General features: G+C 69.9%; 24 protein-coding genes, 1 tRNA gene and 1 CRISPR repeat array. Of the genes, 10 read left to right on the forward strand and 15 right to left on the reverse strand.

Going from position 1 to position 26,224, the window contains the following annotated elements:
* Positions 1-3: 3 nt before the first annotated feature.
* Positions 4-581: direct repeats of the CRISPR family, unit length 29 nt; unit sequence GGGACCACCCCCGCACGCGCGGGGACCAC.
* A 133-nt stretch (positions 582-714) separates the two neighbouring features.
* From D581_RS1000000141405 to D581_RS0129755, 6 genes are all read right to left on the reverse strand, one after another.
* Entirely contained in the window at positions 715-888 is a 174-nt protein-coding gene (locus D581_RS1000000141405; RefSeq protein ID WP_018960777.1) for a hypothetical protein, read from the reverse strand.
* A 177-nt stretch (positions 889-1,065) separates the two neighbouring features.
* A complete protein-coding gene (locus tag D581_RS0129735; protein WP_018960778.1) occupies positions 1,066-1,314 on the reverse strand; it encodes a hypothetical protein in 249 nt (82 codons plus the stop codon).
* Between the two features lie 123 nt (positions 1,315-1,437).
* Positions 1,438-1,525 (reverse strand) — tRNA-Ser (locus D581_RS0129740).
* 141 nt (positions 1,526-1,666) lie between these two features.
* Positions 1,667-2,095, reverse strand: a complete 429-nt coding sequence (gene tadA, locus D581_RS0129745) for a tRNA adenosine(34) deaminase TadA (protein ID WP_018960779.1) — start codon at positions 2,093-2,095, stop codon at positions 1,667-1,669.
* Between the two features lie 175 nt (positions 2,096-2,270).
* Positions 2,271-2,825, reverse strand: coding sequence for a tRNA adenosine deaminase-associated protein (locus D581_RS0129750; RefSeq protein WP_018960780.1), 555 nt, complete (start codon positions 2,823-2,825; stop codon positions 2,271-2,273).
* Between the two features lie 230 nt (positions 2,826-3,055).
* Positions 3,056-3,298, reverse strand: a complete 243-nt coding sequence (locus D581_RS0129755; RefSeq protein WP_026291032.1) for a hypothetical protein — start codon at positions 3,296-3,298, stop codon at positions 3,056-3,058.
* Between the two features lie 103 nt (positions 3,299-3,401).
* Here D581_RS0129755 and upp point away from each other — a divergent pair, with 103 nt between their 5' ends.
* Positions 3,402-4,037, forward strand: a complete 636-nt coding sequence (upp, locus tag D581_RS0129760) for a uracil phosphoribosyltransferase (RefSeq protein ID WP_018960782.1) — start codon at positions 3,402-3,404, stop codon at positions 4,035-4,037.
* Between the two features lie 280 nt (positions 4,038-4,317).
* On the opposite strand, the gene D581_RS0129765 is transcribed toward upp, so the two are convergent.
* The 4 genes from D581_RS0129765 to D581_RS0129780 all read right to left on the reverse strand — a co-directional run bounded on the left by D581_RS0129765 (position 4,318) and on the right by D581_RS0129780 (position 8,264).
* Positions 4,318-4,920 carry a LytR C-terminal domain-containing protein gene (locus D581_RS0129765; RefSeq protein ID WP_018960783.1) on the reverse strand — a complete coding sequence of 201 codons (603 nt, stop codon included), beginning with the start codon at positions 4,918-4,920 and terminating at the stop codon, positions 4,318-4,320.
* Positions 4,921-5,130: 210 nt separating this feature from the next.
* Positions 5,131-5,427, reverse strand: a complete 297-nt coding sequence (locus D581_RS0129770; protein ID WP_003967677.1) for a type II toxin-antitoxin system VapB family antitoxin — start codon at positions 5,425-5,427, stop codon at positions 5,131-5,133.
* A gap of 336 nt (positions 5,428-5,763) precedes the next feature.
* The gene (locus D581_RS0129775) at positions 5,764-7,329 is read right to left on the reverse strand and encodes a M28 family metallopeptidase (RefSeq protein WP_486585891.1); all 1,566 of its coding nucleotides are present in this window, start codon (positions 7,327-7,329) and stop codon (positions 5,764-5,766) included.
* A gap of 251 nt (positions 7,330-7,580) precedes the next feature.
* Complete coding sequence (locus tag D581_RS0129780; RefSeq protein WP_051114659.1) at positions 7,581-8,264, reverse strand: HhH-GPD-type base excision DNA repair protein; 684 nt, start codon at positions 8,262-8,264, stop codon at positions 7,581-7,583.
* Between the two features lie 239 nt (positions 8,265-8,503).
* Between D581_RS0129780 and D581_RS0129785 the strand changes: the two genes are divergently transcribed.
* Positions 8,504-9,457, forward strand: coding sequence for an eCIS core domain-containing protein (locus D581_RS0129785; RefSeq protein ID WP_018960786.1), 954 nt, complete (start codon positions 8,504-8,506; stop codon positions 9,455-9,457).
* A 138-nt stretch (positions 9,458-9,595) separates the two neighbouring features.
* On the opposite strand, the gene D581_RS0129790 is transcribed toward D581_RS0129785, so the two are convergent.
* Positions 9,596-10,957, reverse strand: a complete 1,362-nt coding sequence (locus D581_RS0129790; RefSeq protein WP_018960787.1) for a hypothetical protein — start codon at positions 10,955-10,957, stop codon at positions 9,596-9,598.
* A 212-nt stretch (positions 10,958-11,169) separates the two neighbouring features.
* Between D581_RS0129790 and D581_RS0129795 the strand changes: the two genes are divergently transcribed.
* From D581_RS0129795 to D581_RS0129810, 4 genes are all read left to right on the forward strand, one after another.
* Positions 11,170-11,796, forward strand: coding sequence for a helix-turn-helix transcriptional regulator (locus tag D581_RS0129795; RefSeq protein WP_026291033.1), 627 nt, complete (start codon positions 11,170-11,172; stop codon positions 11,794-11,796).
* A 154-nt stretch (positions 11,797-11,950) separates the two neighbouring features.
* Entirely contained in the window at positions 11,951-14,011 is a 2,061-nt protein-coding gene (locus D581_RS0129800) for a VWA domain-containing protein (RefSeq protein ID WP_078625962.1), read from the forward strand.
* Positions 14,012-14,042: 31 nt separating this feature from the next.
* Positions 14,043-14,870, forward strand: a complete 828-nt coding sequence (locus D581_RS0129805) for a Pvc16 family protein (RefSeq protein ID WP_018960790.1) — start codon at positions 14,043-14,045, stop codon at positions 14,868-14,870.
* The gene (locus tag D581_RS0129810; RefSeq protein ID WP_018960791.1) at positions 14,867-17,089 is read left to right on the forward strand and encodes an AAA family ATPase; all 2,223 of its coding nucleotides are present in this window, start codon (positions 14,867-14,869) and stop codon (positions 17,087-17,089) included. Before D581_RS0129805 ends, D581_RS0129810 begins: the two co-directional genes overlap by 4 nt.
* A 40-nt stretch (positions 17,090-17,129) precedes the next feature.
* On the opposite strand, the gene D581_RS0129815 is transcribed toward D581_RS0129810, so the two are convergent.
* From D581_RS0129815 to D581_RS1000000142305, 4 genes are all read right to left on the reverse strand, one after another.
* Positions 17,130-17,528 carry a hypothetical protein gene (locus tag D581_RS0129815; protein ID WP_018960792.1) on the reverse strand — a complete coding sequence of 133 codons (399 nt, stop codon included), beginning with the start codon at positions 17,526-17,528 and terminating at the stop codon, positions 17,130-17,132.
* On the reverse strand, positions 17,528-17,809 hold the full coding sequence (locus D581_RS0129820) for a hypothetical protein (protein WP_018960793.1): 282 nt from the start codon (positions 17,807-17,809) through the stop codon (positions 17,528-17,530). Before D581_RS0129820 ends, D581_RS0129815 begins: the two co-directional genes overlap by 1 nt.
* A gap of 135 nt (positions 17,810-17,944) precedes the next feature.
* Positions 17,945-18,619: a leucine-rich repeat domain-containing protein gene (locus D581_RS1000000141410; protein ID WP_158688644.1), complete on the reverse strand. Its 675-nt coding sequence runs from the start codon at positions 18,617-18,619 to the stop codon at positions 17,945-17,947.
* A gap of 14 nt (positions 18,620-18,633) precedes the next feature.
* Complete coding sequence (locus tag D581_RS1000000142305) at positions 18,634-22,488, reverse strand: phage tail protein (protein WP_486585892.1); 3,855 nt, start codon at positions 22,486-22,488, stop codon at positions 18,634-18,636.
* A gap of 595 nt (positions 22,489-23,083) precedes the next feature.
* On the opposite strand from D581_RS1000000142305, the gene D581_RS0129830 reads away from it, so the two are divergent.
* The 4 genes from D581_RS0129830 to D581_RS1000000141740 all read left to right on the forward strand — a co-directional run bounded on the left by D581_RS0129830 (position 23,084) and on the right by D581_RS1000000141740 (position 25,786).
* Positions 23,084-24,679 (forward strand): phage tail sheath subtilisin-like domain-containing protein, encoded by a 1,596-nt coding sequence (locus D581_RS0129830; protein WP_018960794.1) that lies wholly within the window; start codon positions 23,084-23,086, stop codon positions 24,677-24,679.
* Positions 24,680-24,741: 62 nt separating this feature from the next.
* A complete protein-coding gene (locus D581_RS0129835) occupies positions 24,742-25,185 on the forward strand; it encodes a phage tail protein (protein ID WP_018960795.1) in 444 nt (147 codons plus the stop codon).
* Positions 25,185-25,646 carry a hypothetical protein gene (locus D581_RS0129840; protein WP_018960796.1) on the forward strand — a complete coding sequence of 154 codons (462 nt, stop codon included), beginning with the start codon at positions 25,185-25,187 and terminating at the stop codon, positions 25,644-25,646. Before D581_RS0129835 ends, D581_RS0129840 begins: the two co-directional genes overlap by 1 nt.
* On the forward strand, positions 25,643-25,786 hold the full coding sequence (locus tag D581_RS1000000141740; protein WP_007457431.1) for a DUF6760 family protein: 144 nt from the start codon (positions 25,643-25,645) through the stop codon (positions 25,784-25,786). The genes D581_RS0129840 and D581_RS1000000141740 overlap by 4 nt, the downstream gene beginning before the upstream one ends.
* Positions 25,787-26,224 lie beyond the last annotated feature (438 nt).

The following is a 26,224-nucleotide window of genomic DNA, read 5'->3' on the forward strand; positions in this document are numbered from 1 at the left end:
GGCGGGACCACCCCCGCACGCGCGGGGACCACACGATCAGCCCGGTGGTGTGGGCGTCTGAGGCGGGACCACCCCCGCACGCGCGGGGACCACTTGGTGTACCGCTGGCTGTGCCCGCATTCCTCGGGACCACCCCCGCACGCGCGGGGACCACCGCGAGTGGGACGACGCCCGGCCACCGGCGACGGGACCACCCCCGCACGCGCGGGGACCACGACACCCTCCTTCTCCGGTTCGTTCAGCGCCTGGGACCACCCCCGCACGCGCGGGGACCACAGCTTGGTGAACAGGATGTCGCCGGGCTTGGCGGGACCACCCCCGCACGCGCGGGGACCACTGGTGGGCGGTGGGCCTCTCGGAGCACGCCCAGGGACCACCCCCGCACGCGCGGGGACCACTGAGTGCGCCACTGGGCGATCGGCTCGGGCTGGGGACCACCCCCGCACGCGCGGGGACCACACGGCCGGTGTCGGGCCGCAGGAGCGGAGCGAGGGACCACCCCCGCACGCGCGGGGACCACGATGTAGACGAGGCAGCTACGACGCACGCCAAGGGACCACCCCCGCACGCGCGGGGACCACAGTTCGTGACCTGCGGGTTTACGTGGCGACGGGGCTGAATTTACCCACTTCTTTAGAAAAGGACATATCCCCCAACCCCGAAGGCGAATCGTGCTCGGAGAGCGCTGTGCGGCAACAGCCATTCTGCCTCTCTTCAGCCGTAGCAGGAGCCCCCCTGAGGGAGAGCCGTGGGCGCCGTGGCGACCACGAAGCGTGGCCGCGACGTTTCGTGGACGTCCAGGCCCGCGTCTTCCAGCAGCTTCACCGCGCGGTCGGCGATGACCTTGGTCGTGGGAATGACGGTGAGCCGGGAACGGAGTCGGCGCATGTGGTTCGTGGCATGTCCGGTGCGGCGGACTTCGGCGATGCTGACCGTGGAGATGGCGGCCGCGTACCCCTCGGCTTCGGCGACCTTGCGTGTCAGCGTCGTCCTGCGGTCCTGGTCGGCCGGGAGGGGAAGTCGCTGCGCGTCAAGGACGAGGAGGGGTGCGAGGGAACGCCGGGGCTACTCGCCGTGCCATGTTCGGCGGGCCTCCTCGATCTCCTCGGGAGTGAAGGGGCCGTGTTCGTCCTCGTACGCCTCGATGATCTCTCTGGTTTTGGTCAGGGCGAGGGCGTGTTCGGCGGGGTCGGAGGCGAAGTCAGAGAACCTCCGCGCGTCTGTGCGGGCTTCGATTTCGCCGACAAGTGATCGGGGGGTGGTGGCGGAATTCTTGACGGTGGTCTCGTCCGGAGGCGCGTGCTCGGTAGCCATACCTGCGTTATCTCATCAGCAGTAGGGCTACTGCCCCGTCGCGTTCTTGCGGCCGTGCGTCCCGGGGCACATGCAAAAACCCCCTTGATTGCGTCTCCGCAGATCAAGGGGGCTTTGTAAGAGCGGTAGCGGTGGGATTTGAACCCACGGTGACGGGTTACGCCACACTCGCTTTCGAGGCGAGCTCCTTCGGCCGCTCGGACACGCTACCGAGAGAGAGCTTAGACCATCCCGGGGCGTGGACAGAAATCGGTTCTCGGGAACGGGGCCTCGCTTGGTCGGGCAGCCGGGGCGTACCTGGTCAGGGGCGGTGCATCCGGGGCATTACCGGTCAGGGGCGGGGCCGTGCCGGTCAGAGCGTGCGGAAGAAGGCCGTCAGCTGTTCGGCGCACGTGGCCTCCAGTACGCCGCCGATCACCTCCGGGCGGTGGTTGAGGCGGCGGTCGCGGACGACGTCCCAGAGGGAGCCGGCCGCGCCCGCCTTCTCGTCGCGGGCTCCGTAGACGACCCGGGTGACGCGGGACTGGACCAGGGCGCCCGCGCACATCGTGCAGGGCTCCAGGGTGACCACCAGCGTGCAGCCGGTCAGGCGCCACTCGCCGTGGGCCTCGGCCGCCCGGCGCAGGGCCAGGATCTCGGCGTGTGCGGTCGGGTCGCCCGTGGCCTCGCGTTCGTTGTGGGCGGCGGCCAGCTCGGTGCCGTCGGGGCCGAGGACGATGGCGCCGACCGGCACATCGCCGGCCGACGCCGCCCGCCCGGCCTCGGCCAGGGCGCGGCGCATCGGTGCCTGCCAGGGGTCGCGTACGGGGTCGGGCTCGGGTACGCGTACGGGATCCGGGGCGGGCTCGGGTGAGGGGTCCGGCGGTCGTGCTGTCACCCGCGGACCCTAACGGACGGGACGGTACGGACGGGGCACGGGACAGGTGGTGAGGGAGGAGCGGGTGTACGGGGCCGGGCTAGCGGACCGACTCCAGGACCTCCGCCGCTCCCACGGCCTCCGCGATCTCGGAGAGTGCGTCGGTCTGCAGGGTGAGCAGCTCCTTCTCGGACAGCCCGAGGTCGGCGAGGATCCCGAGCTCGCCGATCGGTCCCGCCGGCACGGCGTCCGGGTCGGGGCCGTCCTCGTCCGGGTCGACGGCTGCGGGGGCGGGTCGTTCCGGTTCGCCGTCCTCGGTGCCGTCGAGGTCGACGAGCTCCTCCAGGGCGGCGATCTCGTCCTCGGCCCCTGGTTCGCGGCCGAGCACTTCGTCGGTGAGCAGGATCTCCCCGTACGAGGAGCGGGCGGCGGCGGACGCGTCCGAGACGTAGATTCGGGGGTCCTCCTCACCGTCCACCCGGACGACGCCGAACCAGGCGTCCTCCTGCTCGATGTAGACCAGGACCGTGTCCTCGTCCACCGAGACCTCCCGGGCCAGATCTGTCAGATCGGACAGGGTCTCCACATCGTCGAGCTCTGTATCGCTCGCTTCCCACCCGTCTTCGGTGCGCGCGAGCAGTGCGGCGAAGTACACCGTGACTCTCCCACTGGTCATAGGCGAATCGGTCCGGCGGGAGGGCGAACGGTGATCCGTCCGTCCTGCGCCCCGCCCAACCGGCATCGTGGCAGAAACAAGCGCTGTACGAGACCTCTTCGGCCGTTGCGTCGGCCATCAGTTCCAGGAGTGCCTGGTCGGCCGTCGCCCTGACGAGGCGATCGGCGGGGGGAGTGCGCCGGTGGAACGGGGAGTGGTACGAGGAGGATTCACCAACGGAACGTGCGCATCCGCATCTGTTGCCGCATACGGGCCGCACGGGCCCGGCGCGGCTGCACGCGGTCGCGCAGCTGCTTGGCCTCGTGGAGCTCACGGAGGAACTGGGCGCGGCGACGTCGGCGGGCGGCGTCACTCTCCTGCGCGTCCTCGACGTCACTCGCCGCGCCCTCCGCGTCGCGCCCGTCGCGCGGCCCGCGCGAGGCCGGGTCGCGCCGCAGTTCCCCGTCAGCCATCGACACACCACCCCAGTGCTGGGTCCGTATGCCCCCACCTTCCCCCCGAACAGGTGGTTGATGCCAGCGCAGAGTGCCGGGCGGGCGCGGTTACTGTTGACACATGCGGATCCACGTCGTCGACCACCCGCTGGTGGCGCACAAACTCACCACGCTGCGCGACAAGCGCACCGACTCCCCGACCTTCCGGCGGCTCGCCGACGAGCTGGTCACCCTTCTCGCCTACGAGGCCACCAGGGATGTGCGCACCGAGCTGGTCGACATCGAGACCCCGGTGACGCCCACGACCGGGGTGAAGCTCTCGCACCCCCGGCCCCTGGTCGTCCCGATCCTGCGGGCCGGTCTGGGCATGCTGGACGGCATGGTGCGGCTGCTGCCGACCGCCGAAGTGGGCTTCCTCGGCATGATCCGCAACGAGGAGACGCTCCAGGCGGAGACGTACGCGACCCGGATGCCCGAGGACCTCTCCGGTCGCCAGGTCTACGTCCTGGACCCGATGCTGGCCACCGGCGGCACCCTTGTCGCGGCCATCCGCGAGCTGATCAAGCGCGGGGCCGACGATGTCACCGCCGTCGTCCTCCTCGCGGCGCCCGAGGGCGTCGAGGTGATGGAGCGCGAGCTGGCCGGGACCCCCGTCACCGTCGTCACCGCCTCCGTCGACGAGCGCCTCGACGAGAACGGCTACATCGTGCCGGGCCTCGGCGACGCGGGCGACCGGATGTACGGCACGGCCGAATAGGTCACGGCCGAATAGGACACGGCCGCATAGGTACGGACGCCTCGCCGTACAGGTGCGGACGCCGCCGAACAGGTAGCTACGTCGCCGAGTGGATTCGGACGCCCGAGTGGGTTCGGACGCCGAATTAGCTCGGAGGGCAAGGGCCCGGCGGACAGGGCCATTCCCCGTTTCCCCGTTCCACAAATTCGCGCCCCGTGCCGGCACCGTACGGATACGTACGGTGCCGGCACGGGGCGTGAAACCGTGTGCGGGCTCAGACAGGAGCGCGCGTGTGCGGGGTTCAGCAGGAGGAGGACGGGGCCGGGGCCGGCTTCGTCAGGGCCGCCATCGCGGCGGTGGCCTCCTGCGGGGTGCTGAACGCCTTGAACTTCGTCCCGAGGATCAGGTCGACCTCGCCCGTCCTGCGGGTGTCGGTCTTCTGCACCGTGCCCGCCAACTGGGTGCCGAGCACCGTGAAGCTGCCGTTCGTCGCGGTCGGTGCGCCGAGAAGTACGCCCGTGCCGGGCACCTTCTTGTCGTACGCCTTCGTCGCGTTTCCTACCTCGCCGATGGTGAAACCGCGTTTCTTGAGCTCCTCGGCGGCGGACTTGGCCAGCCCGCTGCGCGTCGTCGCGTTGTAGACGTTGACCTTGATGGCGGCCGGCTTCGGCAGCACCTTGGCGGAGGCCGCCGACGGCTTCGGGGTGGGGCAGTCCCGCTTGTGGTCGGCCGCGCTGGCGCTCTTGTCGCCGCCGGTGAAGACGTCGATGAGCTGCAGCGTGCCCCAGCCGGCCAGGCCGAGGGCGACGACGGCTCCGATGCCCGCGAGGACCAGCCTGCGGCGGTGCGGGGGGCGGCGCATACGGGGATAGGCGTCGCCCGTGATGCGGTACTTTCCGCCCATGCCGGGGGGAGTGAGCATGCTCATGGAGGCAGCGTAATGCGGCCCCGTGTCCATGCGTACAAGATGATCAACGTACGACACCCGGATGAGCGTGAAACCACCCGAAAGGCCCGGATCGGGTAGCGGTGGGGTGCGAAACCCGGGTGGGGTGTGCGGGCGCCCCTCGCGGAGGTTGCTCGCGGGGGTGTGCTCAGGTAGCCGGGGGCGGCGTCAGCCCAGGTCGAGGACGCGGGCGTGCAGCACCTGGCGCTGCTGGAGCGCGGCCCGGACCGCCCGGTGCAGGCCGTCCTCCAGGTAGAGGTCGCCCTGCCACTTCACGACGTGGGCGAACAGGTCGCCGTAGAACGTGGAGTCCTCGGCGAGGAGGGTCTCCAGGTCCAGCTGGCCCTTGGTGGTCACGAGCTGGTCCAGGCGAACCGGACGCGGCGCGACATCCGCCCACTGTCGGGTGCTTTCCCGGCCGTGGTCGGGGTATGGCTTCCCATTTCCGATGCGCTTGAAGATCACACGGAAAGCCTACCGGGCAAGGGCCACCGGGCGCAGCCAGGGAAGCTCACCGCGATGACGTCGCAAAGGGTGCATAGCGCCGCATTGGGCTGGATAACCGGGCAGGTGACGTGGGAGCCGCGGGAGGCCCGCGGGCGGCGGAGGTCGCGGTAGTGGGCCCGGGGCGGAATCCGTGGGGATTCCGCCCCGGGCCCACTGGTGGTCCGTCGTGCGGGCTCGCTCGCGTTCCGTCGCCTACGGGACTGCCTTCGGGACTGCCTACGAGACGGCTTGTGGGACGGCTTGTGGGTCGGCTGTGGGCTGCTCGTGGGACGGGCCCGTTTCGGGGCGCCGCTCCTACTCCGCGACCCGGCCGTGACCCTCGCGCAGGCCGCCGCCGCTGCCGCCGCTGCCACCGCTGCCGGGCGTACCCGTGCCGGTGTCGGGGGTGACCGGGCGGGTCAGGGAACGCAGGTCGTGGGCGTACGTTCCGACCGCGTTGGCGATCACATCGATGTTGGTGTCGAAGTGACCCATGCCGATGTTGTCCAGGTCGTCACAGGCCGCGTGGTAGCAGGGGTCGTACGCGATCCCCGCCTCGCCGCCGAACACCTCGGCCTGGGCCGCCGTCTTGATGCCCTCCGCCCCGGTGTCCGTACCGCCGGACGGGATGCCGACCTCGATGAACGGTCCGTAGTCCGAGCGGCCGGTGAAGTCCGTGCCCTCGTGCGGCTTGCCCTTGCCGTCGAGGAACTCGTTGATGTCACGCTCCAGTTGGGCCGAGCCCTCCGGGCCCGGGCCCTCGCCGACCTCGTCGGAGTTGTCGCCGTCGAAGACGAACTGGACGCCGTTCGGCGAGGCGATCATGTCGAAGTTCAGATAGAGCGCGATCTGCTCGCGCTGCTTCTCGGAGAGCGCCGCGACGTACTTCTCCGAGCCGATCAGGCCGTTCTCCTCGGCCGACCACCAGGCGAACCGCACCTTGTTGGCGGGCTTGCTCTTCGACTTCGCCAGGTCCAGGGCGACTTCGAGCAGGCCGGCGGAGCCGGAGCCGTTGTCGTTGATGCCGGGGCCCTCGGTCACCGAGTCGAGGTGGGCTCCGAGCATCACCGTCCGGGCCGTGCTGCCGCCGGGCGTCTCGGCGATGACGTTGCGGGTGGGCCGGTCCTCCTGGAGCTCGCGGATCTCGAAGGAGACCGTGACCTCGCCGCCCGCGGCGTCGGCCGCCAGTTTCTCGCCCTCCGCCTGGGTGAGGCCCCCGGTCGGGATCCTGCCCGCCGCGACCTCGCCGAGCGTGCCGGACAGGACGCCCTCGACGTTGTTGTAGATGACCGCCCCGGCCGCGCCCGCGTCCGCGGCGGCCGCCTGCTTCTCGGCGAAGGAGCAGCCACCGCGCTTGATCAGCGCGATCTTGCCGGTGAAGGTCGTGGACGCGTAGTCGGTGGCCTCGCAGCCCGTCGTCCCGTCGACGGGCACCGCGACGAGCGCCGCCGTCAGGCCGCCGACCTCGGTCGACGGGGTGTACGTCATGGCCTTGATCGTGACGTCGCGGGGCGTCGGCGTCACCACGGCGAGCTTCTCGGCCAGCGTCTCGGTGTAGGTGAAGCGGAAGTTCTCGTACGAGACCTTGTACCCGGCCCGCTGGAGCTGGCGGTAGACGTACGCCGCCGAGGCGTCGTGGCCCAGCGAGCCGGCGGCGCGGTGGCCGTCGGTCGAGTCGGCTATCGCCTGGAACTGCTGGAGGTGGCGGTAGGCGTCGCGTGCGGACGCCTTCCGGACCAACTCCTTCGACAGCTTGGCCGCTTCCTTACCGGGGTCGTGCGGCGCGGGGCGTCCGGGGTGCGGGGACGCGGCCAGGAGGAGCGGTGTGGCCAGGGCGGTGGCGGCCACGACAGCGATGGCTCTGCGACGTGTTGCGTGCACAGGAGTCCTTCCGGTCTGAACGGCTGGTGCTCTGGGCGGCTCAGTACCTGAACCGCCGGTGCTCCGAGCGGCTCAGTACCTGAACGGCTGAACAAATGTGCTGCGAAAGCTAGCGAGTGGGGTGACCGCCTGTGAACAGATGTGGCCGGATTCGATCGGTGAGAGGGAGGTGTCGGCCTGATTCGGTGCTCGACCACGTCACTCGCCCGACCACGTCACTTCTCCGTCGAGCGCCGGATCAGGCCGACCGACTACCTGCCCGACTTCTCGTTCGGTGAGCCGCCCGGCTTCCTGGGCGAGGGCCCGCTCGGCTTCTTCGCCGGCCCTGCCGCTTTCTTCGCCGCTTTGGCCGCGGCCTTGGCCTCCTGCTTGTACGCGCGCACCTCGACGAGCGACTCCGGGCCCGTGATGTCGGCGACCGACCGGCGCGATCCGGCCTCCCCGTACGGGCCCGCCGCCTCCCGCCACCCCGCCGGCCGTACGCCGAGCTGCTTGCCGAGCAGCGCCAGGAAGATCCGCGCCTTCTGTTCGCCGAAGCCGGGCAGTGCGTTGAGGCGTTTCAGCAGCTCGTCGCCGGTCGCCGCGTCCCGCCACACGGCGCTCGCGTCACCGTCGTACTCCGCCACCAGGTAGCGGCACAGTTGCTGCACCCGCTGGGCCATGGAGCCGGGGTAGCGGTGCAGAGCCGGTTTCGTGGTGAACAGTTCGGTGAAGGCGTCCGGGTCGTAGGCGGCGATCCGCCCCGCGTCCAGGTCGTCGGAGCCCATGCGTTCCGCGAGGGTGTACGGGCCCGTGAACGCCCACTCCATCGGAACCTGTTGGTCCAGCAGCATGCCGACCAGAGCGGCCACCGGGCTGCGGCCGAGGAGCTCGTCGGCCTCCGGATTCTGGGCGATCCGCAGGGTGATGTCCTTGCCGCTGTCGCTCGTGGTCATGCTGCCGATCATCGCGAGCACGGCGGACGACGGCGACCGGTACTGCGCCGATGGCCTCTCCCTGTCGGCCGAAGGGAGTAGGGAGGCGCGCGGCGGCCGGGGTGTGCGCGTCCGTCCGTGTCGCCGCGCTGCCCGATGAGGCAGCTCCGGATGCCCCGGCCGGGCCGGGGCGCGGGCTGGACGGGCCGGGGGCCGCACCGTAATCGTGGAATGCCGAGGACAGCGCGGTCAGGGGAGAGATGAGCATGGACGCGCACGACATCGAGCAGGAACGCCACGAGCACCATGAGCACCACGGGCACGGTGGACACCATGGACACGGTGGGCGGGAACAGGGCCACGAGCGCGACGAACAGCGTGGCGAAACCGCCGCGGAGGCCTCCGGCGAGCAGGCCCACCACGTCTTCCGGGCCGCCGCCGCGGGCCGGGCCGATGTGGTCGGAGCGGCCGGGATGGGGCTGCTCCAGCGGACGGCCGGCAACGGGGCGATCGGGGCGATGGTCCAGCGTTCCCGGTCCGGGGCCGCCCAATCCACCGCCGAGCAGACCGAGCAGACAGGGCAGGCGGCGCAGACGGCGCAGTCGGCGCAGGCCGAGGCACAGCGGTCGCCGGTGCACGACGTGGTCTCCTCGGGCGGTTCGCCCCTGGACACCGACACCCGTACGGACATGGAGAGCCGGATGGGAGCGGACTTCTCCGACGTGCGCGTCCACCACGACTCCGCCGCGCACGAGTCGGCGAAGGGCGTCGGGGCGCACGCGTACACCGTGGGCAACAACGTGGTGTTCCAGCGCGACGCCTACGACCCCGGATCGCCGCAGGGCCGCACCACGCTGGCCCATGAGCTGACCCATGTGATCCAGCAGCGCAACGGCCCGGTGGAGGGTACGGAGGCCCCGGGCGGCATCCGGGTCAGCGACCCTTCGGACCGGTTCGAGCGTGAAGCCGTCGCGAACGCGGACCGAGTGCTGTCCGATCCCGCGCCGGAGGCCGCACCGGCCCCGGCCGACCCCGTGTCCGCCCCTGCGCCCGCCGCCTCTGTCTCCGCCCCCGCCTCCGCCTCCTCCGTGCAGCGGGCGGCCACGGAGGAAGAGGACGAGCAACCCGCCGACGTACAGGGGTCGTTCGTGCAGCGTGCGGAGGAGAAGAAGCCGGGGGAGGAGGAAGAAGAGGAGGAGAAGCCCCCGGCCTGAGGGGAGTCCGCTTCAGCCGGCTGGTGGGTCGGCTGGTCGCTCGGCCGGTGGGCCGGTGGGCCGGCGGGTCGGTGGGTCGGTGGGTCGGCAGGTCGGCGGGTCCGCGGGTCGGTGGGTCGGCCGGTCCCGGCGCGGGCTTCAGCCCGCCGGGGTGTCCGGGCGCATCGTCCCGCCCAGGAACATCGAGGACGAGCACCGCGAGGGGGCCGGGGCGCCCACCGGCTTGCCGACCCGCCTGCAGTCGATCGTCATCGTGACCTTGCCGCCCGCGGGCACCAGGATCGGGGTCACGAAGTGGTAGTCGGAGTCGCGGAAGTTCTCCAGACCGAGGCTCAGGACGCGGGTGTCCTCGCCGGCCGTGACGGTGACCGTACCCGCGTCACCCTGCGGGTTCTGCACCACGATGTCGGTGAGCTGGAAGGTGTGGCCGGCCGGTACCTCCAGGGCCGTGCCGGTGTTCGGGCCGCCGCCCACCCCGTCCCGCACCCGGACCTGCGCGCTGGTCGGGGCGCCCGCCGCCGCGTCACCGCCCCCGCCGCTGCCGTTGCCGTTGCCGCCCGAGGCGGACGGACCCGGCGACGGAGTGGGGCTTGCCGCGCCGCCGCCCGTGCCCGCACCGGCGGGGTCGCCGCCTCCGGAGCCCGCGCCGCCCTGCTCGCCGTCGTCCGGGGCCTTGCTCTTGTCGGCCGCGGCGGCCGACCGTACCGCCTCGGGAGTGACCGCCTCCCGGGCCGCGGACTTCACCGCCGGGCGCAGCAGCGCGTACCAGAGTCCCACCAGGACGAGGAGCAGCAGAGCGGCCGTGAGCAGGGCCCGGGGCAGCCAGCGCGGCAGGATCGGGTCCTGCTGGTAGGAGCCGTCCACCAGCACCGGGGCCGGCGCCTCCTCGCCCTCGGGCGGCTGCGGGGCGGCGAACACCTGGAAGGCGTGCGTCACCGGCGTACCGCGCCACATCCGCTGCGCCGGGCGGACCCGCAGCTTCGCGAACTCCGCGTGGCCCGGCTCGATCCGCAGCTCGGAGGCGGCGAACACGACCCGCGCCTGTTCCGTACCGGGCTGGGCCCCGAGCCGTACGGTCACCGGGGTGTTGCCGCGGTTGTCGACGGCGAACTGGTGCCGTCCGCCGCGCGAGCCGTTCGAGCCGCGCGGGACCAGCTCGGCGGTCGTCTCGGTGAACGGCATGACGGTCACCCGGCCCTCGGGCACCACGGTGTCGCTCCGGTCGCCGGTCGGCATCACCCGGATCCCGAACGTGCTCTCGCCCGCGAGGACCGTCGCTTCGCGCGGCGGCCGCATGACCAGGGAGACGGTTCCGGAGTCGCCGGGGTACAGGGAGAGGACCGCGGGCTCGATCGCCGACCAGGCGGCACAGGTCCCGACCACCTCGAAGTGGTACTCCTCGACGGTCCGGCCGGAGTTGAGGATCTGTAGGGGAAGGGTCGTCTCCTCGCCCGGTACGACGGTGACGGACGGCGCGTCGAGGCTTGCGGTAAGACTCATACGCGGACCGTAGGACCGGGCCGGAGGACGGGCACCGGTCACGGAGGAACACTTTCGGGCAGATGCGATGCCCGAGGTAACCTTCTAGTTTCCTCACGGGTAAGAACGGGAATCTCTAGACCGCCTCACAACGGCTGGGGCGGACGAGTACAGCTGTGGAGCTTGTGCCTGCAGTGTGATGCTTCCGGCTGGTGCCCAGGGGGAGCATTCGCATGGAGCGCATCACTGTCGTTTTACGCGCGCAGGACCCGATTTCCCAGGCCGGAGTGGCCAGCCAGCTGCGGGCCCGCCCCGAGGTCGCTGTCGTCGACCGGGACGACGGGGAGCCGGCGCCCCAGGTCGTGGTCATGGTGGTGGACGCCGTGGACGACGAGGTCCTGCGCGTCCTGCGCAACATCCAGCGCACCAGCACCTGCCGCACGGTGCTGGTGACCACGGACATCGACGAACAGAAGCTGGTGAGCGCGGCGGAGTGCGGGGTCGCGGGGGTCGTCAGGCGGTCCGACTCGACGCCGGACCATCTGGTGCAGGTCATCGGCACGGTGGCGCGGGGCGAGGGGCATCTCCCCTCCGACCTGCTCGGACGCCTCCTCGAAGAGGTGGGCAGGCTCCAGGGGCAGGTGCTCGGTCCGCGCGGTCTGCACTTCACCGGGCTGGCCGCGCGTGAGGTGGACGTGCTGCGGCTGGTGGCCGAGGGGTACGACACCGCGGACATCGCGACGAAGCTGGCGTACTCCGAGCGCACGATCAAGAACGTGCTGCACTCGGTGATGACCCGTCTGCAGCTGCGTAATCGCTCCCACGCGGTGGCGTACGCGATGCGTCAGGGGCTTATCTGACGGCTGGTCCGTCCGAGGGCCGCTCTACGAACGCCTCTGCACCATCGGGCAGTTCGGCCTTCCCGCGGAAGTGGCTCGTCTCTCTCCGCACGCGGCCTGCCGGTGCGCGACGGTGGCTTCCGGGTATCGGGCGTGGCGCGGGGAGGGGAACGCTGTGCGGTGGTTTCAGCCAGGAACGGGACCGCGGAGGCGAGCGGCCGGGCTCGTTCTCCTGCTGCTGGCCGCCGGTCTCGCGCCCGCGTCGGGCGTGAGCGGTGTGGCGTCCGCCGTGCCCGTGCCGCCGGAGCCGTGGGTCACTCCGGCGACGCTGGAGGAGGCGCTCGACCCGGGCGGTTCGACGGGCGTGGACAAGCGGGTGCGGACCCCGGCGATTCCGCCGAGGCCGGATGTGGTGCTGCTGGTGGACGGTACCGGAAGCATGAAAAAGCCGATCGAGGACGTGCAGACGGGCCTGAAAGACATCACCGAGACGGTTCTCGCGGAACAGCCGGACTCGCGTTTCGCTGTGGCCACATATGGCGACGAGATCGACGACCCGACGGCGGAGTTCGAAGTGCTCCAGGAACTGACGGACAACATGACGGACGTCCAGCTCGGGGTCGACCAGTTGGACACCTCGCGAGGATTCAAGAGCAAGGGGCCGTCCGAGGATTGGATCTACGCCCTGTGGAAGGTCGCGGGCGGCGCGGACGGCAAGACGGTCTTCCGCGAGGGGGCGAGCCCCGTGGTCGTCCTGGTCGGCGACGCGTCGAGCCACGACCCGAGTAACGGGATCCCGTTCCAGGAAGCGGTGTTCGCCCTTCAGGACGCAGGCGTACGCGTCATCGCCGTCGACGTGACGACGGAGGACGGCGATGGGCTCAACGGCGACGGTTACAGCAGCCCCACCTATCAGGATCCCTATCATGAGCCTGACCAGGCCAAGCGGATCGCCGCCGCCACCGACGGCCGCATGCTGAGCGGCATCCCGGACGACGGGGTGACCGAGGCCGTCATCGAGGGCTTCGAGAACCTGCCCACGTCTGTCGGCTATCGCTTGGACGCCTGCGACCCGCATCTGACCGTCGCCCTCGACCCGCCCACCCGGCAGCTCACCAGCGGGGAGACCGCACACTTCGCGGAGACCGTCGATGTGTCTGAGGACGCCCCGCAGGGCACGACGCTGACCTGCACCGTGCAGTTCCTGCTCGGCACCCAGGTGCCGGGGACGGACACGGTCGGGCCCGCCGCCGTACCCGACCCCGACTTCCAGCAGAAGATCAGCATCGCCGTGAACGACGTCGACGTGCCCGTCGTCACCGTGGACGACCGTACGGCCAGGGCGCCCGACGACGACGGCGTCCGCATCGACTACACGGCCACGGCGACGGACCCGCAGGACGGGGCACTGCCGGTGACCTGTACCCCGCCGTCCGGATCGCTCTTCCCGGTCGGAACGACGATGGTCACCTGTTCCGCGACGGACTCGGCGGGCAACACGGGTGCGGACACGGCCCGGTTCGAGGTGCTGGAACCCGTGGTCCCGCCGGACCCGCCCGCCCCGCCGCCGCCGCCCCCGCCCCCGGCCTCCGACCTCGCGGTACGGGCCGATGTCAGCCCGGACCGTACGTACGTGGGGCGGCCCGCCACCGCCCGGTTCACGATCACCAACGCGGGCCCGGACACGGCGACCGGTGTCGTCCTCGGGGCAGCTTGGCCGAGGACGGACGAGTCGAAGGACCGGAGCCTGCCCGGCCTGAGCCGGTGCACGGCGGCGCAGCCCTGCACGATCGCCGCCGGGGAGCGGGTCGTGGTGACGCAGACGGCGACCTACCGGGCGGCGGTCACCGGTGATGTACGGGCCACCGTGCGCGGCACCCTGCCCGACGGGCGGGCGGCGAACAACCGGGACGTGGACCGGCTGAGGGTCCTCAAGCCCTCGCTGACGGTCACCCCGCAGGTGGCGAAACCGGGGCAGCCGGTACTGGCCCGGGGCAAGGACTACCCGCCGGGCGAGACCGTACGTTTCACGTGGAACATCGGCATCACCGCGGACCGGTCCGGCGTACGGGTCGGCCGGGACGGCACCTTCGAGGTGCAGGTGCTGGTCCTGCGCAAGGACACGCTGGGCCCGCGCGTCCTGCGGGCGGAGGCCCGCGATCTGCCGCGCCTGCGGAAACCGGTGCTGGTCGTACAACACAACCTGCAACCACCGGACTTCGCGGGCCGCTCATGAGTTCATTCTTCGCGTCGGAGGCGGTCACCGGATGATCCATGAGGTGGACGACGTCCTGCGGGCCCTGATCCGGGCCGAGGTGCTGGAGGGCCGCCAGATCGCGGTGGTCTTCGACGCCCCGACCCGGGAGTGGGCGGCCAAGGTCAACGCCCCGATGGTCAACCTCTACCTCTACGACATCCGTGAGGACATGCGGCGGCGGGAGCGCGGCCTGCACAACGAGTACGACGAGCGCGGGGCGATCGTCGCCCGCCGTCGCCCGCCGCGCTTCTTCAAGCTGTCGTACCTGATCACGGCGTGGACGAAGCGCCCCGAGGACGAACACCGGCTGCTCTCCTCCCTGCTGGCCTGTCTGCTGCGGTACGAGGCGCTGCCGCCGGAGCGGCTGGCGGGCTCGCTGGCCGAGGTCGGGGCCGCCGTCCCGATGTCGATCGCGCTGCCGCCGCCGGAGGACCGGTCGTTCGCCGATGTGTGGAGCGCGCTCGGGGGCGAGCTGAAACCCTCGCTGGACCTGGTGATCAGCGTTCCGGTGACGGCCTCGCCGGTCTACGAGGCGGGCCCGCCGGTGGGCGACGAGGGGCTGCGGGCGCAGTTCGGGGACGTACCCGCGCCGGGTCCCGGGGAGGGGACGGGTGCGGGTACGGCGGAGGCGCAGCCGGGCCGGCCGGGGCTGCCGGTGTACGGGTCGCGTCCCGGGCGGCCGGTCCGGGAGCCTTCCTCCGCGCCCTCGGGCGGGGCGCACGGGCGGGCGGTATCACTGCGGATCACGGAGCGGCGGGGCACGCCACCTGAGGGGCGGGGCGCGCCACCTGAGAGACGTGAGAGACGGGGTACGCCCTCTGAGGATGGGGACGTATGACGGCGCCGGCCGGCGCCGGCCCGGACCTCCGCCATCTGCTCGCCCGGGCGGCGGCCGTGGAGCGGCGCATCCGGCATGCGGTGGAGCTGAGAAGGAGCAACGATCCGGACCCGGACGACGACTTCCGGGGGCTTTACCTGACGGACGAGAGCATCGTGCGGCTGCTGGACGAGGAGGGTGCGAGGGGGTTTCCGGCGCTGGACGGTGCCTTGGCCGAGGGTTCGCCGCCCGGGGAGGCGGCCGTCGAGACGGAGAAGGATTCCCGACTGGCGGTGCTCGCACAGGAGTTCGGGCTCACCCCGCTGGACACGGAGATCCTGCTCATCGCGCTCGTACCGGATCTGGACGACCGTTTCGAGGCGTTCTACGGCTATCTGAACGACGACGTGTCCCGGCGCCGCCCGTCCATCGGGCTGGCCCTGGGGCTGTGCGGCGCGGCGCTTTCCGACCCTGCGGCCCGTGCCCGGCTGGCAGCGGGGGCGCCGCTCCGGGCCGGTGGGCTACTGCTGGCGGAGGACCTGCACCGCCCGTTCCTGAGCCGGGCGCTGCGGGTGCCGGACCGGGTGGCCGCGCACCTGCTGGGCGACGACACCCCGGACCCGCGACTGGCGGACCTGCTGGCCCCGTGGCAGGCCGTGCCCGGGGTCGGCGACCCGGCCCCGCTCGCCGGAGTCCTCGCCGACGGCGTCCGGCTTGCCTACCTGAGCGAGGACCAGGGCGGCGCGGGCACGGCGCTCGCCGCGTCGGCGCTGACACGGGCGGGCCGGGGGGTCCTGGGCCTGGACCTGGCCCGGCTGGCGGAGGACCCGTCGCCCGCCGAGGCGGTGAACGCCCTGGTCCGGGAGGCGCGCCTGACGGGGGCCGGCCTGGTCTGCGCGCCGTTGGACGCGGTGTCCAGGGAGCGCCCGGGGCTGCTGAGGCTCCTCACGGCCACCCCGGTCCCCACCGTCCTGGTGGGCCGGGCGCCCTGGGACGCGTCCTGGTCGGTCGCCCCGCCCCTGCTGCTGCACGCGCCCCGGGTGGAGCCGTCGGCGCGGGGGGCGCTGTGGCGGGACGCGTACGAGCGGGTGTCCCCGCTTGGGCACGCGCCTGGCCACGCACTCGGTCAGGCGCCTGGCCACGCACTAGGTCAGGCACCTGGCCACGCACTCGGTCAGGAGCCCGACCGCGCATCTGGGGGCGGGGACGGTCACGGGGCCGGCCACACGCCTGGGACTTCCGCGCCGCTCCCGCCCACCATCGCCCCGGACCAGCTGCTTGCCCCGTTCCTCCTCACCCCGGAACAGATCACCGGAGCTGCCCGCTCAGCCGCCCAGGCGGCCCGGCTGGCGGGCGGCGAGCTCACCGCGGACCACGTACGGCGGGGGGCCCGCGCCCAGAACGCGGCGGGCCTGGACCGGCTGGCCCGCCGCATCGAACCCACGGTGACCTGGGACGACCTGGTCCTCCCGCCCGACACCCACACCCAGCTCCGCGAACTCACGGCCCGCGCCCGGCACCGCGACCGGGTGCTGGGGGAGTGGGGGATGCGGCCGGGCGGGGGCCGGGGCCGGGGGGTATCGGCACTGTTCGCCGGCGACTCCGGCACGGGCAAGACGATGTCGGCGGAGGTGATCGCCGCGGACCTGGGGCTGGACCTGTACACGGTCGACCTGGCGACGGTGATCGACAAGTACGTGGGCGAGACGGAGAAGAACCTGGAGCGGATCTTCACGGAGGCGGCGGGCGTGAACGGCGTGCTCCTCTTCGACGAGGCGGACGCGATCTTCGGCAAGCGCTCGGACGTGAAGGACGCGCACGACCGCTACGCGAACGTGGAGAGCGCTTATCTCCTGCAACGCATGGAGTCCTTCGACGGCCTGGCCATCCTCGCCACCAACCTCCGCGCCAACCTGGACGACGCCTTCACCCGCCGCCTGGACCTGGTCATCGACTTCCCGGTCCCGGACCCCGAACAACGCCTGCTCCTCTGGGACCGCTGCCTGGGCCCGACCCTCCCGCGCGGCACGGACCTGGACCTGCCGTTCTGCGCCGAGAACTTCGAGCTGGCGGGCGGCAACATCCGCTCGATCGCGGTGACTTCGGCGTACCTGGCGGCGGAGGCGGGGGGCGCGGTGACGATGGAGACGGTGATCCACGCGATCCAGCGGGAGTACCAGAAGCTGGGGCGGCTGACGCTGGCTTCGGAGTTCGGGCCGTATTTTGGGCTGGTGACCTGAGGCGGAATCGGAAGGTGGGGGCGGCCCCGGGGGCGGGGAATCAGACTTTGACGATGCGGACGCGGTCGCCGCAGAGCATGGTCAGGTCCTCGGGATCGGAGGTCAGGATCACGGCCGGCTTCGGAGCGTGGAGTGCGGTGGCCGCGACGACGGAGTCGATGGCGTACTTGTGCCCATGAAGGCCCGCGTCGACGAGCAGGGCCATCGCCGTGCGCCCGATCTCCTCGGTGACCGGTTCCACGTTCAGCCGTGACACGGCCCAGTTGAAGCGGGCTGAGTTCACCCGCGCGTGGTGTGCCTCGATGAGCGTGAGGATGCTGGTCACGACCCGCATGTCCTCCTGCTCGGCCCCGCGTACCAGGGCCATGACCTGGCGGTCATCGGCGACGACCTTCGACAGCCCTTCGCTGTCCAGGACAAGGGTGCCCGGCCGGTTCATCAAGCCGCGCTCCCTACGCCGCCGTTGGCATCCCCGCGCAGCAGGGCACGGGCGGCATCGATCTCCGCCGGGCTGAACTCGCCGTGCTCCGTCTCGTGAGCCGCGGTCAGCTCCGCGAGGTTGTCCCGCTCGATCTGGCGCTGCACGGCGGCGTCCACGTAGGCGGAGAACCCCCGCTTTCCAACGCGCGCGCGGACGGCGGCGATGTTGCCGGAGTGCAGGCTGACGGAGACGTTGGAGGTGGGGCCTTCACCGGGTCTGTAGGTGACCTCTTCACTCATGGGTCCATTCTAATACGTCTTCTAGTAGAAATAGTTCTGCGCACACGCATGGCGCGACTGGGCGGCAGGGGCGAGGGGGCCTGCCGCCCAGCCGCGGAGCACTCTGTGGCTTGCCGAAACGCGACGGGCGGGCGCTCATGCGAAGGGCACCAGTCTTTCGTCCTCGAAGTATCGGAGAACCCTCTCGGGGTTTCCGGAAAGCAGTGATGTCACGTCGCTCTCCTGGACAAGAGGGTGTGCGTACTCAGGTGAATCGGTCAGCCCCAACCCAGGACGACATAGGCGATATTCCTGTTTCTTCTTGTAACAAGAAACAGGAATCCCTTGGGCATGCAAATGATGAGTGAGCTTCCATTCCAGTTCGTCCGACCTCAGTACGCGACAGCCGCGTTCTATCAGGCTGGGAAGCAGTTTCCTGTAGGAGTGCTCGGACAAGGGGTTGCCCGTGACATCGAGGTTCTTGAGCCGGGGAGCGCTCATCAGCGGTGAGGTGTCAGTAATGAAGTTCCGTGGGATGTAGCAGCTGAGAAGAGGCAAGGTGGAAATGTCCGTGACCGACTTCAGTCCGCTGTCCCGAATGGTCAGGGTGTCCAGAGCTCGGAGGTCTTCAGCTTCGTTTAGTTTCACCGGATCACACCCGACCAGGATCAGCACTTCGATGTTGCGACACTGCTGCCATCCGGATAGATTCCTTGCGCCACGAATATGCAAGTCTGTGATGCTGTCGTACTCCTCTTCGGTGAAAGGTTCATCATGTCCGATGGCACGTACCAGTGACTTGCGCAGAGCGGGGTCCTGAATGGCGCTCATGCTATTTCCTCAGATCACGTGGTGTGGGCTTCTATGAGTTGGGTCAGCTTGCGACGGAGGCGCTCGAACGACTGCTCCTGCGCTGCCCCCAATTCGTCGATATCGAAAGGCTGGCGCTGCTGGTTGGCTTCGCCCACCCGATCGGCTTCGATGTTCACAGACTTGTAAGTTGCCATGATCTTGAGCTTCCTCTGGGCTGGAGTGAAGTCTGATGTGTCCCCATCCCACATAAGCTTTCCCTCTTCAAGTAGAGCGCGTAGCTTCTCAAGGAAAGCGACAGGCTCTCCCTGGGGGTTGTTGCCCATGAAGTCGGTAAAGTAACCCCGTAGGCTGTCATGCCACTTCTTGTCGCGCCCATTGAATATAGGGTTTCCGTCTTGTGTCATGAATGCACCCACGTGTGCATCCATGTCGTGACTTTCTACCGTATCTACGCTGTCGGTGAGGCGTACCTCCCAGATGACGTCGGTCGTGAGCGACCGCAAAGCGTCCTGCAGTTCAATCCAGCCGGACGAGGTCTGTGTACTGCCCCGCGCCATGTCGGCTTCGAGAATCTTGATCATGAGGTTGGTCGGTATCCATTCATGGTGGCCGTCCTCAAGGGCGCGGAACTCTCCCTTGAGCCACTTCCGATGTGGGTTCTCCCCTGGTCCGGGCTCATCCCAGAGGCGCTTGAGGTCGTCCCAGCTGACCCCTCCTGACCGACCTGATTTTGCCATGCCCTTGAGGAACGCGATGAGCTTTCCTCCTCCTGCTGCCACTTTGAGCTTTGGGTCCACTTCACGCTTCGGGGTGGGCAGAGAGGAGAACCTGCCGTACTGGATGTCCTCGTTGAATGTCAGCCTGTCGAGCTTGGCCTTGAGATCAGGATTTCCCTTGATCTCGTCCTTGGCCCCGGACTTGAGCTTTTCTTGCGCCCCCTTGCCTATTTTTTCATAGAAGGCGGAACGTGTTGAATGTAACGGATCCGGGTTCAGGGAATGGAGGGCGTATTGCTTAAAGGCGTCCGAGTCTGCCCCCTTCTTCCTGTTCTTGCCGCCATTCATTGACGGGGTGAAGTACCCCATAAGGTTTTGGTGTGTCGATTCTTCCTTCAGGTAGTTGATCGCTTCGGTTTCGAATCCGTTGAGTTTGGATTCTGATTCCCAGGCGGAAGTCGCGCTGAGTTGCGATTTCCACCAGTATTTCTTCAGCTCCTCGGCGAAGGTAATCCCGTATGCGGGAAGGTGTACGTCTATATTCGGTACGATCGCCTTTCCCGCCACGCTCTGCGGGCTGGCCTTCGCGATGATGGTCGTCTCACCCGCGCCGTCGGCGGAGTGTTTGGCGTGCAGAGATTTCAGCCCCTTCGGGCGAAGCTGCGTGGCAATTCCGGCGACGACATCGTCCAGCTCACTTCTTTTGGAGAAGGGAGATGAGGTCGGCTCCGCCAGCAGCCTGCGGGCCTCTCGTTTAACATCGAGGCTCTTCTTCGTCTCACCGGTGGGGTCGGAATCCTTGGAAGGCTTCTTCTTGTCTCCCTTCTTTCCTCTGAGCTTCGCCCACAGCGCCTTGCCCTTCTTGGCGATGAAGTCGACGATCTTGTCGATGGCTCGCGTGACCGGTCGTGATACCGACTGGAAGACCGACTTGACCTTGTTGGCCAGGCCGCCGATGCCCAGCAGGGCGGCGAGGAAGCCGATCAGGAGGGGGACGCTCGTGGCGAGGGCGGATTCGATGAGTTTGGGGACGCCGGCCTGGCCGCCGTTGGCGATGGCGATGACCGCGTCCAGGACCGCGTTGACGAAGTCCGCGATCTGGGCGCCCTGCGTCACGATGAACGTGACGATGTCGATGATTCCCTTGACTGCTCGGACGAACGCGGAGGCGGGGTTGAGCAGGGAGATGATCCAGGTGATGCCCGCGATGAGGACCGTGGGGATCAGGTAGGTCGTCAGCTTGCCGAGGATGGTGGCTTTGAGGTCGCCCGCCTCGGCCTGGATTTCCTTGACCGCGCCGGCCGGGCCTTCGGCGGCGAGGTTCTTTGCCACCGGGACCGAGGTTTCGACCGCGCTCATCGCTTCGTCGGGGACGCCCTTGCGGGTGACGCGGGTGCGGATGTTGTCCCAGGTCAGGCCGAGCATCGAGCCGATGAGCTGGATGATTCCCTTGAGGTCGAACTTGGCCGGGAGGTCCAGGCCCGCCTTTACCGCGGTGCCCAGCAGCCAGGAGACGACGCCGGTCTTCAGGTGGTCGGCGATGTTCGTGATGAAGAGGTTCAGGCCCGCGCCGACCGCTTTCACCAGGTTGCCCAGGAACCCGATCGGGTCCTGGATGATCTTCATGATCGCGGAGGCGGCCTTGGCGAGGATGCCCAGGAGCAGGTTCTTCAGCTCGTTGATCGTCTTGATGGCGCCGACGATGGCGTCCTTCGCCTTGTCGATGAGGCCCTTGTTGGCCTCCTGGAGCTTTTTGATCTCCTCGTCGATCTTGTTGAGGGCGGCTGTGTACTTCTGGGCCAGGTCCTGGACCAGCTGTTCCGACTTCTCGTCGACCGTGGCTTCCAGGTCGTCGAACTTGCCCGCGAAGTCCTTCGCCGCCTCCTCGCCGAACTGCTTCAGGTCGGCGGGGAGTCTGTCGACCTCGGCCTTCAGCTCCGTGCGGCCCTTGGCTATGCGGGCCTTCGCCTTGCCGAGTTCGGCGCCGATGATGTCGGCTACCGAGGAGATGACCGTCTGCATGCGGGAGACGTAGAGCTTGCGGGACTCCTGGTAGAGGTCGTTCGCCGCCTTCGGCAGGCCGGCGAACTTGTCCTTGACCCAGCGGACCTTGCCCCGTATGCCCGAGTACCGCTTGTCCTTGTACTTCTTCATCCGGCTCTTGTGGTCGGCCGTGAACGCGTCCCGCGCTGACTTCTCGCCCGACGTGAACGCCGAGTCCACCTTCTTGTCCAGGCCGGACAGGGTGTCCTCGACGTCCTTCTTCGTGCCGTCGTAGACCTTCTGGAGTTTCGCCGTGACCTCGGCGCGCTTCTTCTCGTCCTTCGACTTCGTGTCGTTCTTGCCGCCGTCCACCTGTTTGCCGGCGGTGGCCCGGGTCGCGGTGAGTCCCGCCATCGCCTGGGCTCCGGACGCGGCCGCGTTCTCCTTGGCGGTGGAGAGCTGCTGGTCCTCCGCCGCCTTTCCCTTCGCGGGGGCCTTCGCCGCGTCCGCCTCGGAGGTCTTCTTCGCCGACAGCGCCTCGTTGAACTCCGGTTCGTTGCCCTTGACCAGCTGTTCCTCGGTGACCTCGGCGTCCGCCATCGCCTTGTCGTTCTCGGCCGGCCCCTCGGAGAAGTCCGTGACGGCCGCCGGCTGCTTCTCGGGGACCGCGTCCGTGGCGGACGGTGCGCCCGGGTTGCCGGGAGCCTGGTCGGGGGAGAGCGGGGTGACCTGCTTGTCCTTGGCGGCCGAGGTGTCGGGCGGGGCCTTCGTCGCCGTGTCGATGTCCTTGGCGGACGAATCCTTGCCGTCGGTGACCTTGCCGTCGACCTCCGCCTTGACCTGGTCCGCCTTGCCGGACTTGGCGAACTTGTCGGCCTCGTCGAGGTTCTTGGGGGCCTGGGAGTCGATCGCCTTGTTCACCGCGTCGATGAACGCCTTCTTGTCGAACTCCCCGGGCTTCGCCGCGTTCATCTTCTCGGCGTTCGCCGCCTTGCCCTGGGCCTCCTTGTCGTCCGGCGGGGCCACCGCCGCGTCCTGCGAGGCCTTCGACTCACTGGCCGCCGGGGCGTGCGCGGCGAGCCGGGTCTTCTTCCCCGCCACATCGGCCTTCACCCTGCGGAACCCCGCCGCCTGCGCCGGGGACGGCTTCACCGGCGCCGTGTACCGCTGGGCGACCAGCCGCGACACCGCCCCGTTCCCCGCCATCCGCTGGAGCCGTTGGATCGAGCGGCGGTCGGGGCGGCGACCGGGGGGCGTGGCCGTGGCCGCCCGCTCCGTGCGCGGCGCTTCCGAGCGGGAGAGTTCGAGGGCCGGGGGGACCGAGGAGGAGGATGAGGATGAGGAGGAGGAGGAGTCCAGGGCCGGAGGGTGTGCCGCCGTCCCGTGGTCTGGAGCGTGTACGGCGTCGAGGGTCGGGGCGCGTACGGCGTCCTGACGCGGTGGCGTCGCGGACGGCTTCTCCGGAACCGCCTTCATCCGCCCTCCCGCCCCTCCCGCCCCCGCCGGCCAGGAGGCCGCCCGGATGGCCCGGGCGGCCCGGATGGGGGGCATGCGTGGTGGTCGCCACCGTGCCGGGGAATCCGGGGACGTACGCAGCGCGCGCGGACCGCGTACGGGGCAGAGAGGGGCGGCACTCGTGGCGCGGTGGCGTTGCCTCATCGGGCAGCCCTCGATGCGCGGCGGGGCGGCCGACCGTCCGTTCCCGGTGATCGCCGCAGTGGCGAGAATGGCCCGCGTCCCACGGTCGAGCAGTGCGTCCAGGAGTGTGTCGAGGAGAGGCCTTATGCCGTCGTACCTGTCCCCCGGCGTCTACGTCGAAGAGGTCGAGTCCGGATCCCGGCCGATCGAAGGGGTGGGCACCTCGGTCGCCGCCTTCGTCGGCTTCGCGCAGAAGGGGCCGTTCGACGAGGCGACGCTGATCACCAACTGGAGCCAGTTCGTCGCCACGTTCGGCGACTTCGTCGACGGCACCTACCTCGCGTCCTCCGTCTACGGCTTCTTCGCCAACGGTGGCGGCGTCTGTTACGTCGTGCGCGTCGACGACGGCACGACAGCGGCGCACGTCGGGGCCGAAGAGCGCGAAACCGGGCAGGCCGGGGAGGCCGGGCAGGCCGGGCAGGCCGGGCAGGCTGGCGAACTGCCCGTCGGCGCGGAGGTCCCGGTCGGGCCCTACGCCGTACGGCCCCGGCCCGGCGTGAGCGGGGAGATCAGCGTGGAGGTCGCCCCGGTGGAGGGCGACGACCCGCCCGCCGACGTCTTCCGTTTCCTGGTGAAGCGTGACGGCCAGGTCGTGGAGACGTACCCCGCCGTCACCACCAAGCGCAGCAAGGACAACGTCGCCACCCGCGTCAACGCCAAGTCCGAGCTGATCGAGGTACGGGAGTCCGGGCGCGGCGCGGCCCCCGCACCGCCCGCGCCGCAGACGGTGGTCCTGGCCCCGGCCGCCCCCGCCGCCGGCAGCTCCGGTGCGATGGCCCCCGAGGTGTACGTCGGGGACGCCGACCGCCGTACGGGGCTGGGCGGCCTGGAAGCGGTCGACGAGGTGACGATGATCGCCGTGCCCGACCTGATGAGCGCGTACGAACGCGGGCTGCTCGACCTGGAGTCGGTCATCGCCGTCCAGCAGGGGCTGATCACCCACTGCGAGCTGATGGGCGACCGGGTGGCCATCCTCGACCCGCCGCCCGGGCTCACCCCGCAGCAGATCCGCGGCTGGCGCACCGGGCAGGCCAACTTCGACTCCAAGTACGCCACGCTCTACTACCCCTGGATCAGCGTCGCCGACCCCGCGTCCGGCCGCGCCGCCCTCGTACCGCCCAGCGGGCACATCGCCGGGGTCTGGGCGCGCAACGACGATACGCGGGGCGTGCACAAGGCCCCCGCGAACGAGGTCGTCCGGGGAGCCGTCGCGCTGGCGACCCAGCTCACCAAGGGCGAGCACGACCTCCTCAACCCGATCGGGCTGAACTGCATCCGCGCCTTCCCCGGCCGGGGCATCCGGGTGTGGGGCGCACGGACGCTGGCCTCCGACCCCGCCTGGCGGTATCTGAACGTCCGGCGGCTCTTCAACTACCTGGAGGAGTCGATCCTCGCCGGTACGCAGTGGGTCGTCTTCGAGCCGAACGACGACGCCCTGTGGGCCCGTGTCCGGCGCACGGTCTCGGCGTTCCTCGTCAACGAGTGGCGCAAGGGTTCGCTGTTCGGGCTGACCCCCGAGGAGGCGTTCTACGTGAAGTGCGACCGCGAGACGAACCCGCCGGAGAGCATCGACGCGGGGCAGGTCATCTGCGAGATCGGGGTCGCCCCCGTCAAACCGGCCGAGTTCGTGGTGTTCCGGCTCTCCCAGCTGACCGGCGGCAGCGGTGGTGTCGACGAATGACCGGCCACCGCCCCCGTTGATCGCTGACAGCCCGTTCCTGAGTCCGGCGTAAGGAGTCTGCTGTGCCACTTCCCGATCTCGACAGTTCCGTCGGGCATTCCTTCGGCCTCGAATTCGACAGCGTCATCATCAAGCAGATCACCGAGGTCAGCGGTCTGAAGATGGAGCAGGACGTCATCGAGCTGAAGCAGAACACCTTCGACGGCAAGTACGCCATCAAGAAGCTGCCCGGCCGCCCCAAGGCGGGCGAGGTCACCGTGACGCGCGGCCTCACCGAGGACAACAGCTTCGAACGGTGGATCAAGGACTCGCGGTTCGGCCGCATGACGAACGCCCGCCGCAACGGCGCCGTCATCGTCTACGACTACGAGGGCCTGCCGATCAAGCGCTACAAGCTCATCAACGCCTGGCCGAAGTCCCTGGAGATCGGCACCCTGAAGGCCGGCGACACCTCGGTGCTGACCGAGAAGCTGGCGATCACCTACGAGGCCATGGAACTCGACTGATGCGCCGCTCGGTCCAGTTCCAGAGTCCGGAGCAGGTCGACGCAGGGGCGGCCGGTGCGCGGGGTGGCCCGGGGACGCGCCAACAGGAGTCGCTGCGCACGGAGTTCGGCTTCGAACTGCCGCGCGGTTACGTCGACGAGTCGGGGGCCGTCCACCGTACGGGCGTGATGCGCCTCGCCACCGCACGCGACGAGCTGGTCCCCCTGCGGGACGACCGGGTCAGGGAGAACTCCGCCTATCTGTCGGTGGTCCTCATCTCGCGGGTCGTGACGCGCATCGGCACGGTCGAGGACATCCACCCCGGTGTCATCGAGGATCTGTTCGCCTCCGACCTGGCCTTCCTCCAGGACTTCTACCGCCGGATCAACTCCGAGGGCCACACCCGCGCCGCCGTCACCTGCCCGTCCTGCGACGAGGAGTTCGCGGTGAATCTCGCCGGTGGCCGCCTGGGGGAATCGTGACGTACGCGGCCGACCTGCTCTACGAGGAGGTCGCGTACCTCGCCTACCACTTCCACTGGCCGCTGGACGACCTGCTGGACCTGGAACATCCGGAACGCCTGAAGTTCGTCGCCCAGGTCGCCCGCCTCAACGGGCACTGAGGCCCTGCCCGACGGCCGGGCGGGATACACCGCGCAGGGGAGGACGAGGAGCTCATGGGGTTGATGTCCTGGCTGCGGGGCGGCCGCGGCGGTGCTGACCGCTCCGGCGATGCGCCCGCCCTCGTCCCTGCGCCCGTGCCTGTGCCTGTGCCGGTGGCCGATCGTGGCGAACGGGTTGACCTGAACCGGTTGGAGCCGATCCAGCGGGTGGTGTCCGGGCAGCAACTGACCGTGGGGCCGAGGGAGTTCGAGGCGTCGCTCGCCACCCGTCAGGACACCGCGCTCGGGACCCCGCTCGGGCATCTGGTGAGTCCTGACGCTCCGGCCGGGCTGGTGCGTGGGGTGGGTGTGGCGGAGTCGGCCCCGTCGTCGCCGTCGCCGTCGTCGCCGTCGTCCGTCGCTGCTCAGCGGTCCGTGGACATGCCGATGCGGGGGGCG

The sequence above is a fragment of the Streptomyces sp. CNB091 genome (assembly GCF_000377965.1).

What these genes read in the sequence shown, in the direction of transcription:
- D581_RS1000000141405 (WP_018960777.1), bottom strand. Translation starts at nt 888, where the DNA reads ATGCGCCGACTCCGTTCCCGGCTCACCGTCATTCCCACGACCAAGGTC.
- D581_RS0129735 (WP_018960778.1), bottom strand. Translation starts at nt 1,314, where the DNA reads ATGGCTACCGAGCACGCGCCTCCGGACGAGACCACCGTCAAGAATTCC.
- tadA (WP_018960779.1), bottom strand. Translation starts at nt 2,095, where the DNA reads ATGCGCCGCGCCCTGGCCGAGGCCGGGCGGGCGGCGTCGGCCGGCGAT.
- D581_RS0129755 (WP_026291032.1), bottom strand. Translation starts at nt 3,298, where the DNA reads ATGGCTGACGGGGAACTGCGGCGCGACCCGGCCTCGCGCGGGCCGCGC.
- upp (WP_018960782.1), top strand. Translation starts at nt 3,402, where the DNA reads ATGCGGATCCACGTCGTCGACCACCCGCTGGTGGCGCACAAACTCACC.
- D581_RS0129765 (WP_018960783.1), bottom strand. Translation starts at nt 4,920, where the DNA reads ATGGGCGGAAAGTACCGCATCACGGGCGACGCCTATCCCCGTATGCGC.
- D581_RS0129780 (WP_051114659.1), bottom strand. Translation starts at nt 8,264, where the DNA reads ATGACCACGAGCGACAGCGGCAAGGACATCACCCTGCGGATCGCCCAG.
- D581_RS0129785 (WP_018960786.1), top strand. Translation starts at nt 8,504, where the DNA reads ATGAGCATGGACGCGCACGACATCGAGCAGGAACGCCACGAGCACCAT.
- D581_RS0129790 (WP_018960787.1), bottom strand. Translation starts at nt 10,957, where the DNA reads ATGAGTCTTACCGCAAGCCTCGACGCGCCGTCCGTCACCGTCGTACCG.
- D581_RS0129795 (WP_026291033.1), top strand. Translation starts at nt 11,170, where the DNA reads ATGGAGCGCATCACTGTCGTTTTACGCGCGCAGGACCCGATTTCCCAG.
- D581_RS0129805 (WP_018960790.1), top strand. Translation starts at nt 14,043, where the DNA reads ATGATCCATGAGGTGGACGACGTCCTGCGGGCCCTGATCCGGGCCGAG.
- D581_RS0129810 (WP_018960791.1), top strand. Translation starts at nt 14,867, where the DNA reads ATGACGGCGCCGGCCGGCGCCGGCCCGGACCTCCGCCATCTGCTCGCC.
- D581_RS0129815 (WP_018960792.1), bottom strand. Translation starts at nt 17,528, where the DNA reads ATGAACCGGCCGGGCACCCTTGTCCTGGACAGCGAAGGGCTGTCGAAG.
- D581_RS0129820 (WP_018960793.1), bottom strand. Translation starts at nt 17,809, where the DNA reads ATGAGTGAAGAGGTCACCTACAGACCCGGTGAAGGCCCCACCTCCAAC.
- D581_RS1000000141410 (WP_158688644.1), bottom strand. Translation starts at nt 18,619, where the DNA reads ATGAGCGCCATTCAGGACCCCGCTCTGCGCAAGTCACTGGTACGTGCC.
- D581_RS0129830 (WP_018960794.1), top strand. Translation starts at nt 23,084, where the DNA reads ATGCCGTCGTACCTGTCCCCCGGCGTCTACGTCGAAGAGGTCGAGTCC.
- D581_RS0129840 (WP_018960796.1), top strand. Translation starts at nt 25,185, where the DNA reads ATGCGCCGCTCGGTCCAGTTCCAGAGTCCGGAGCAGGTCGACGCAGGG.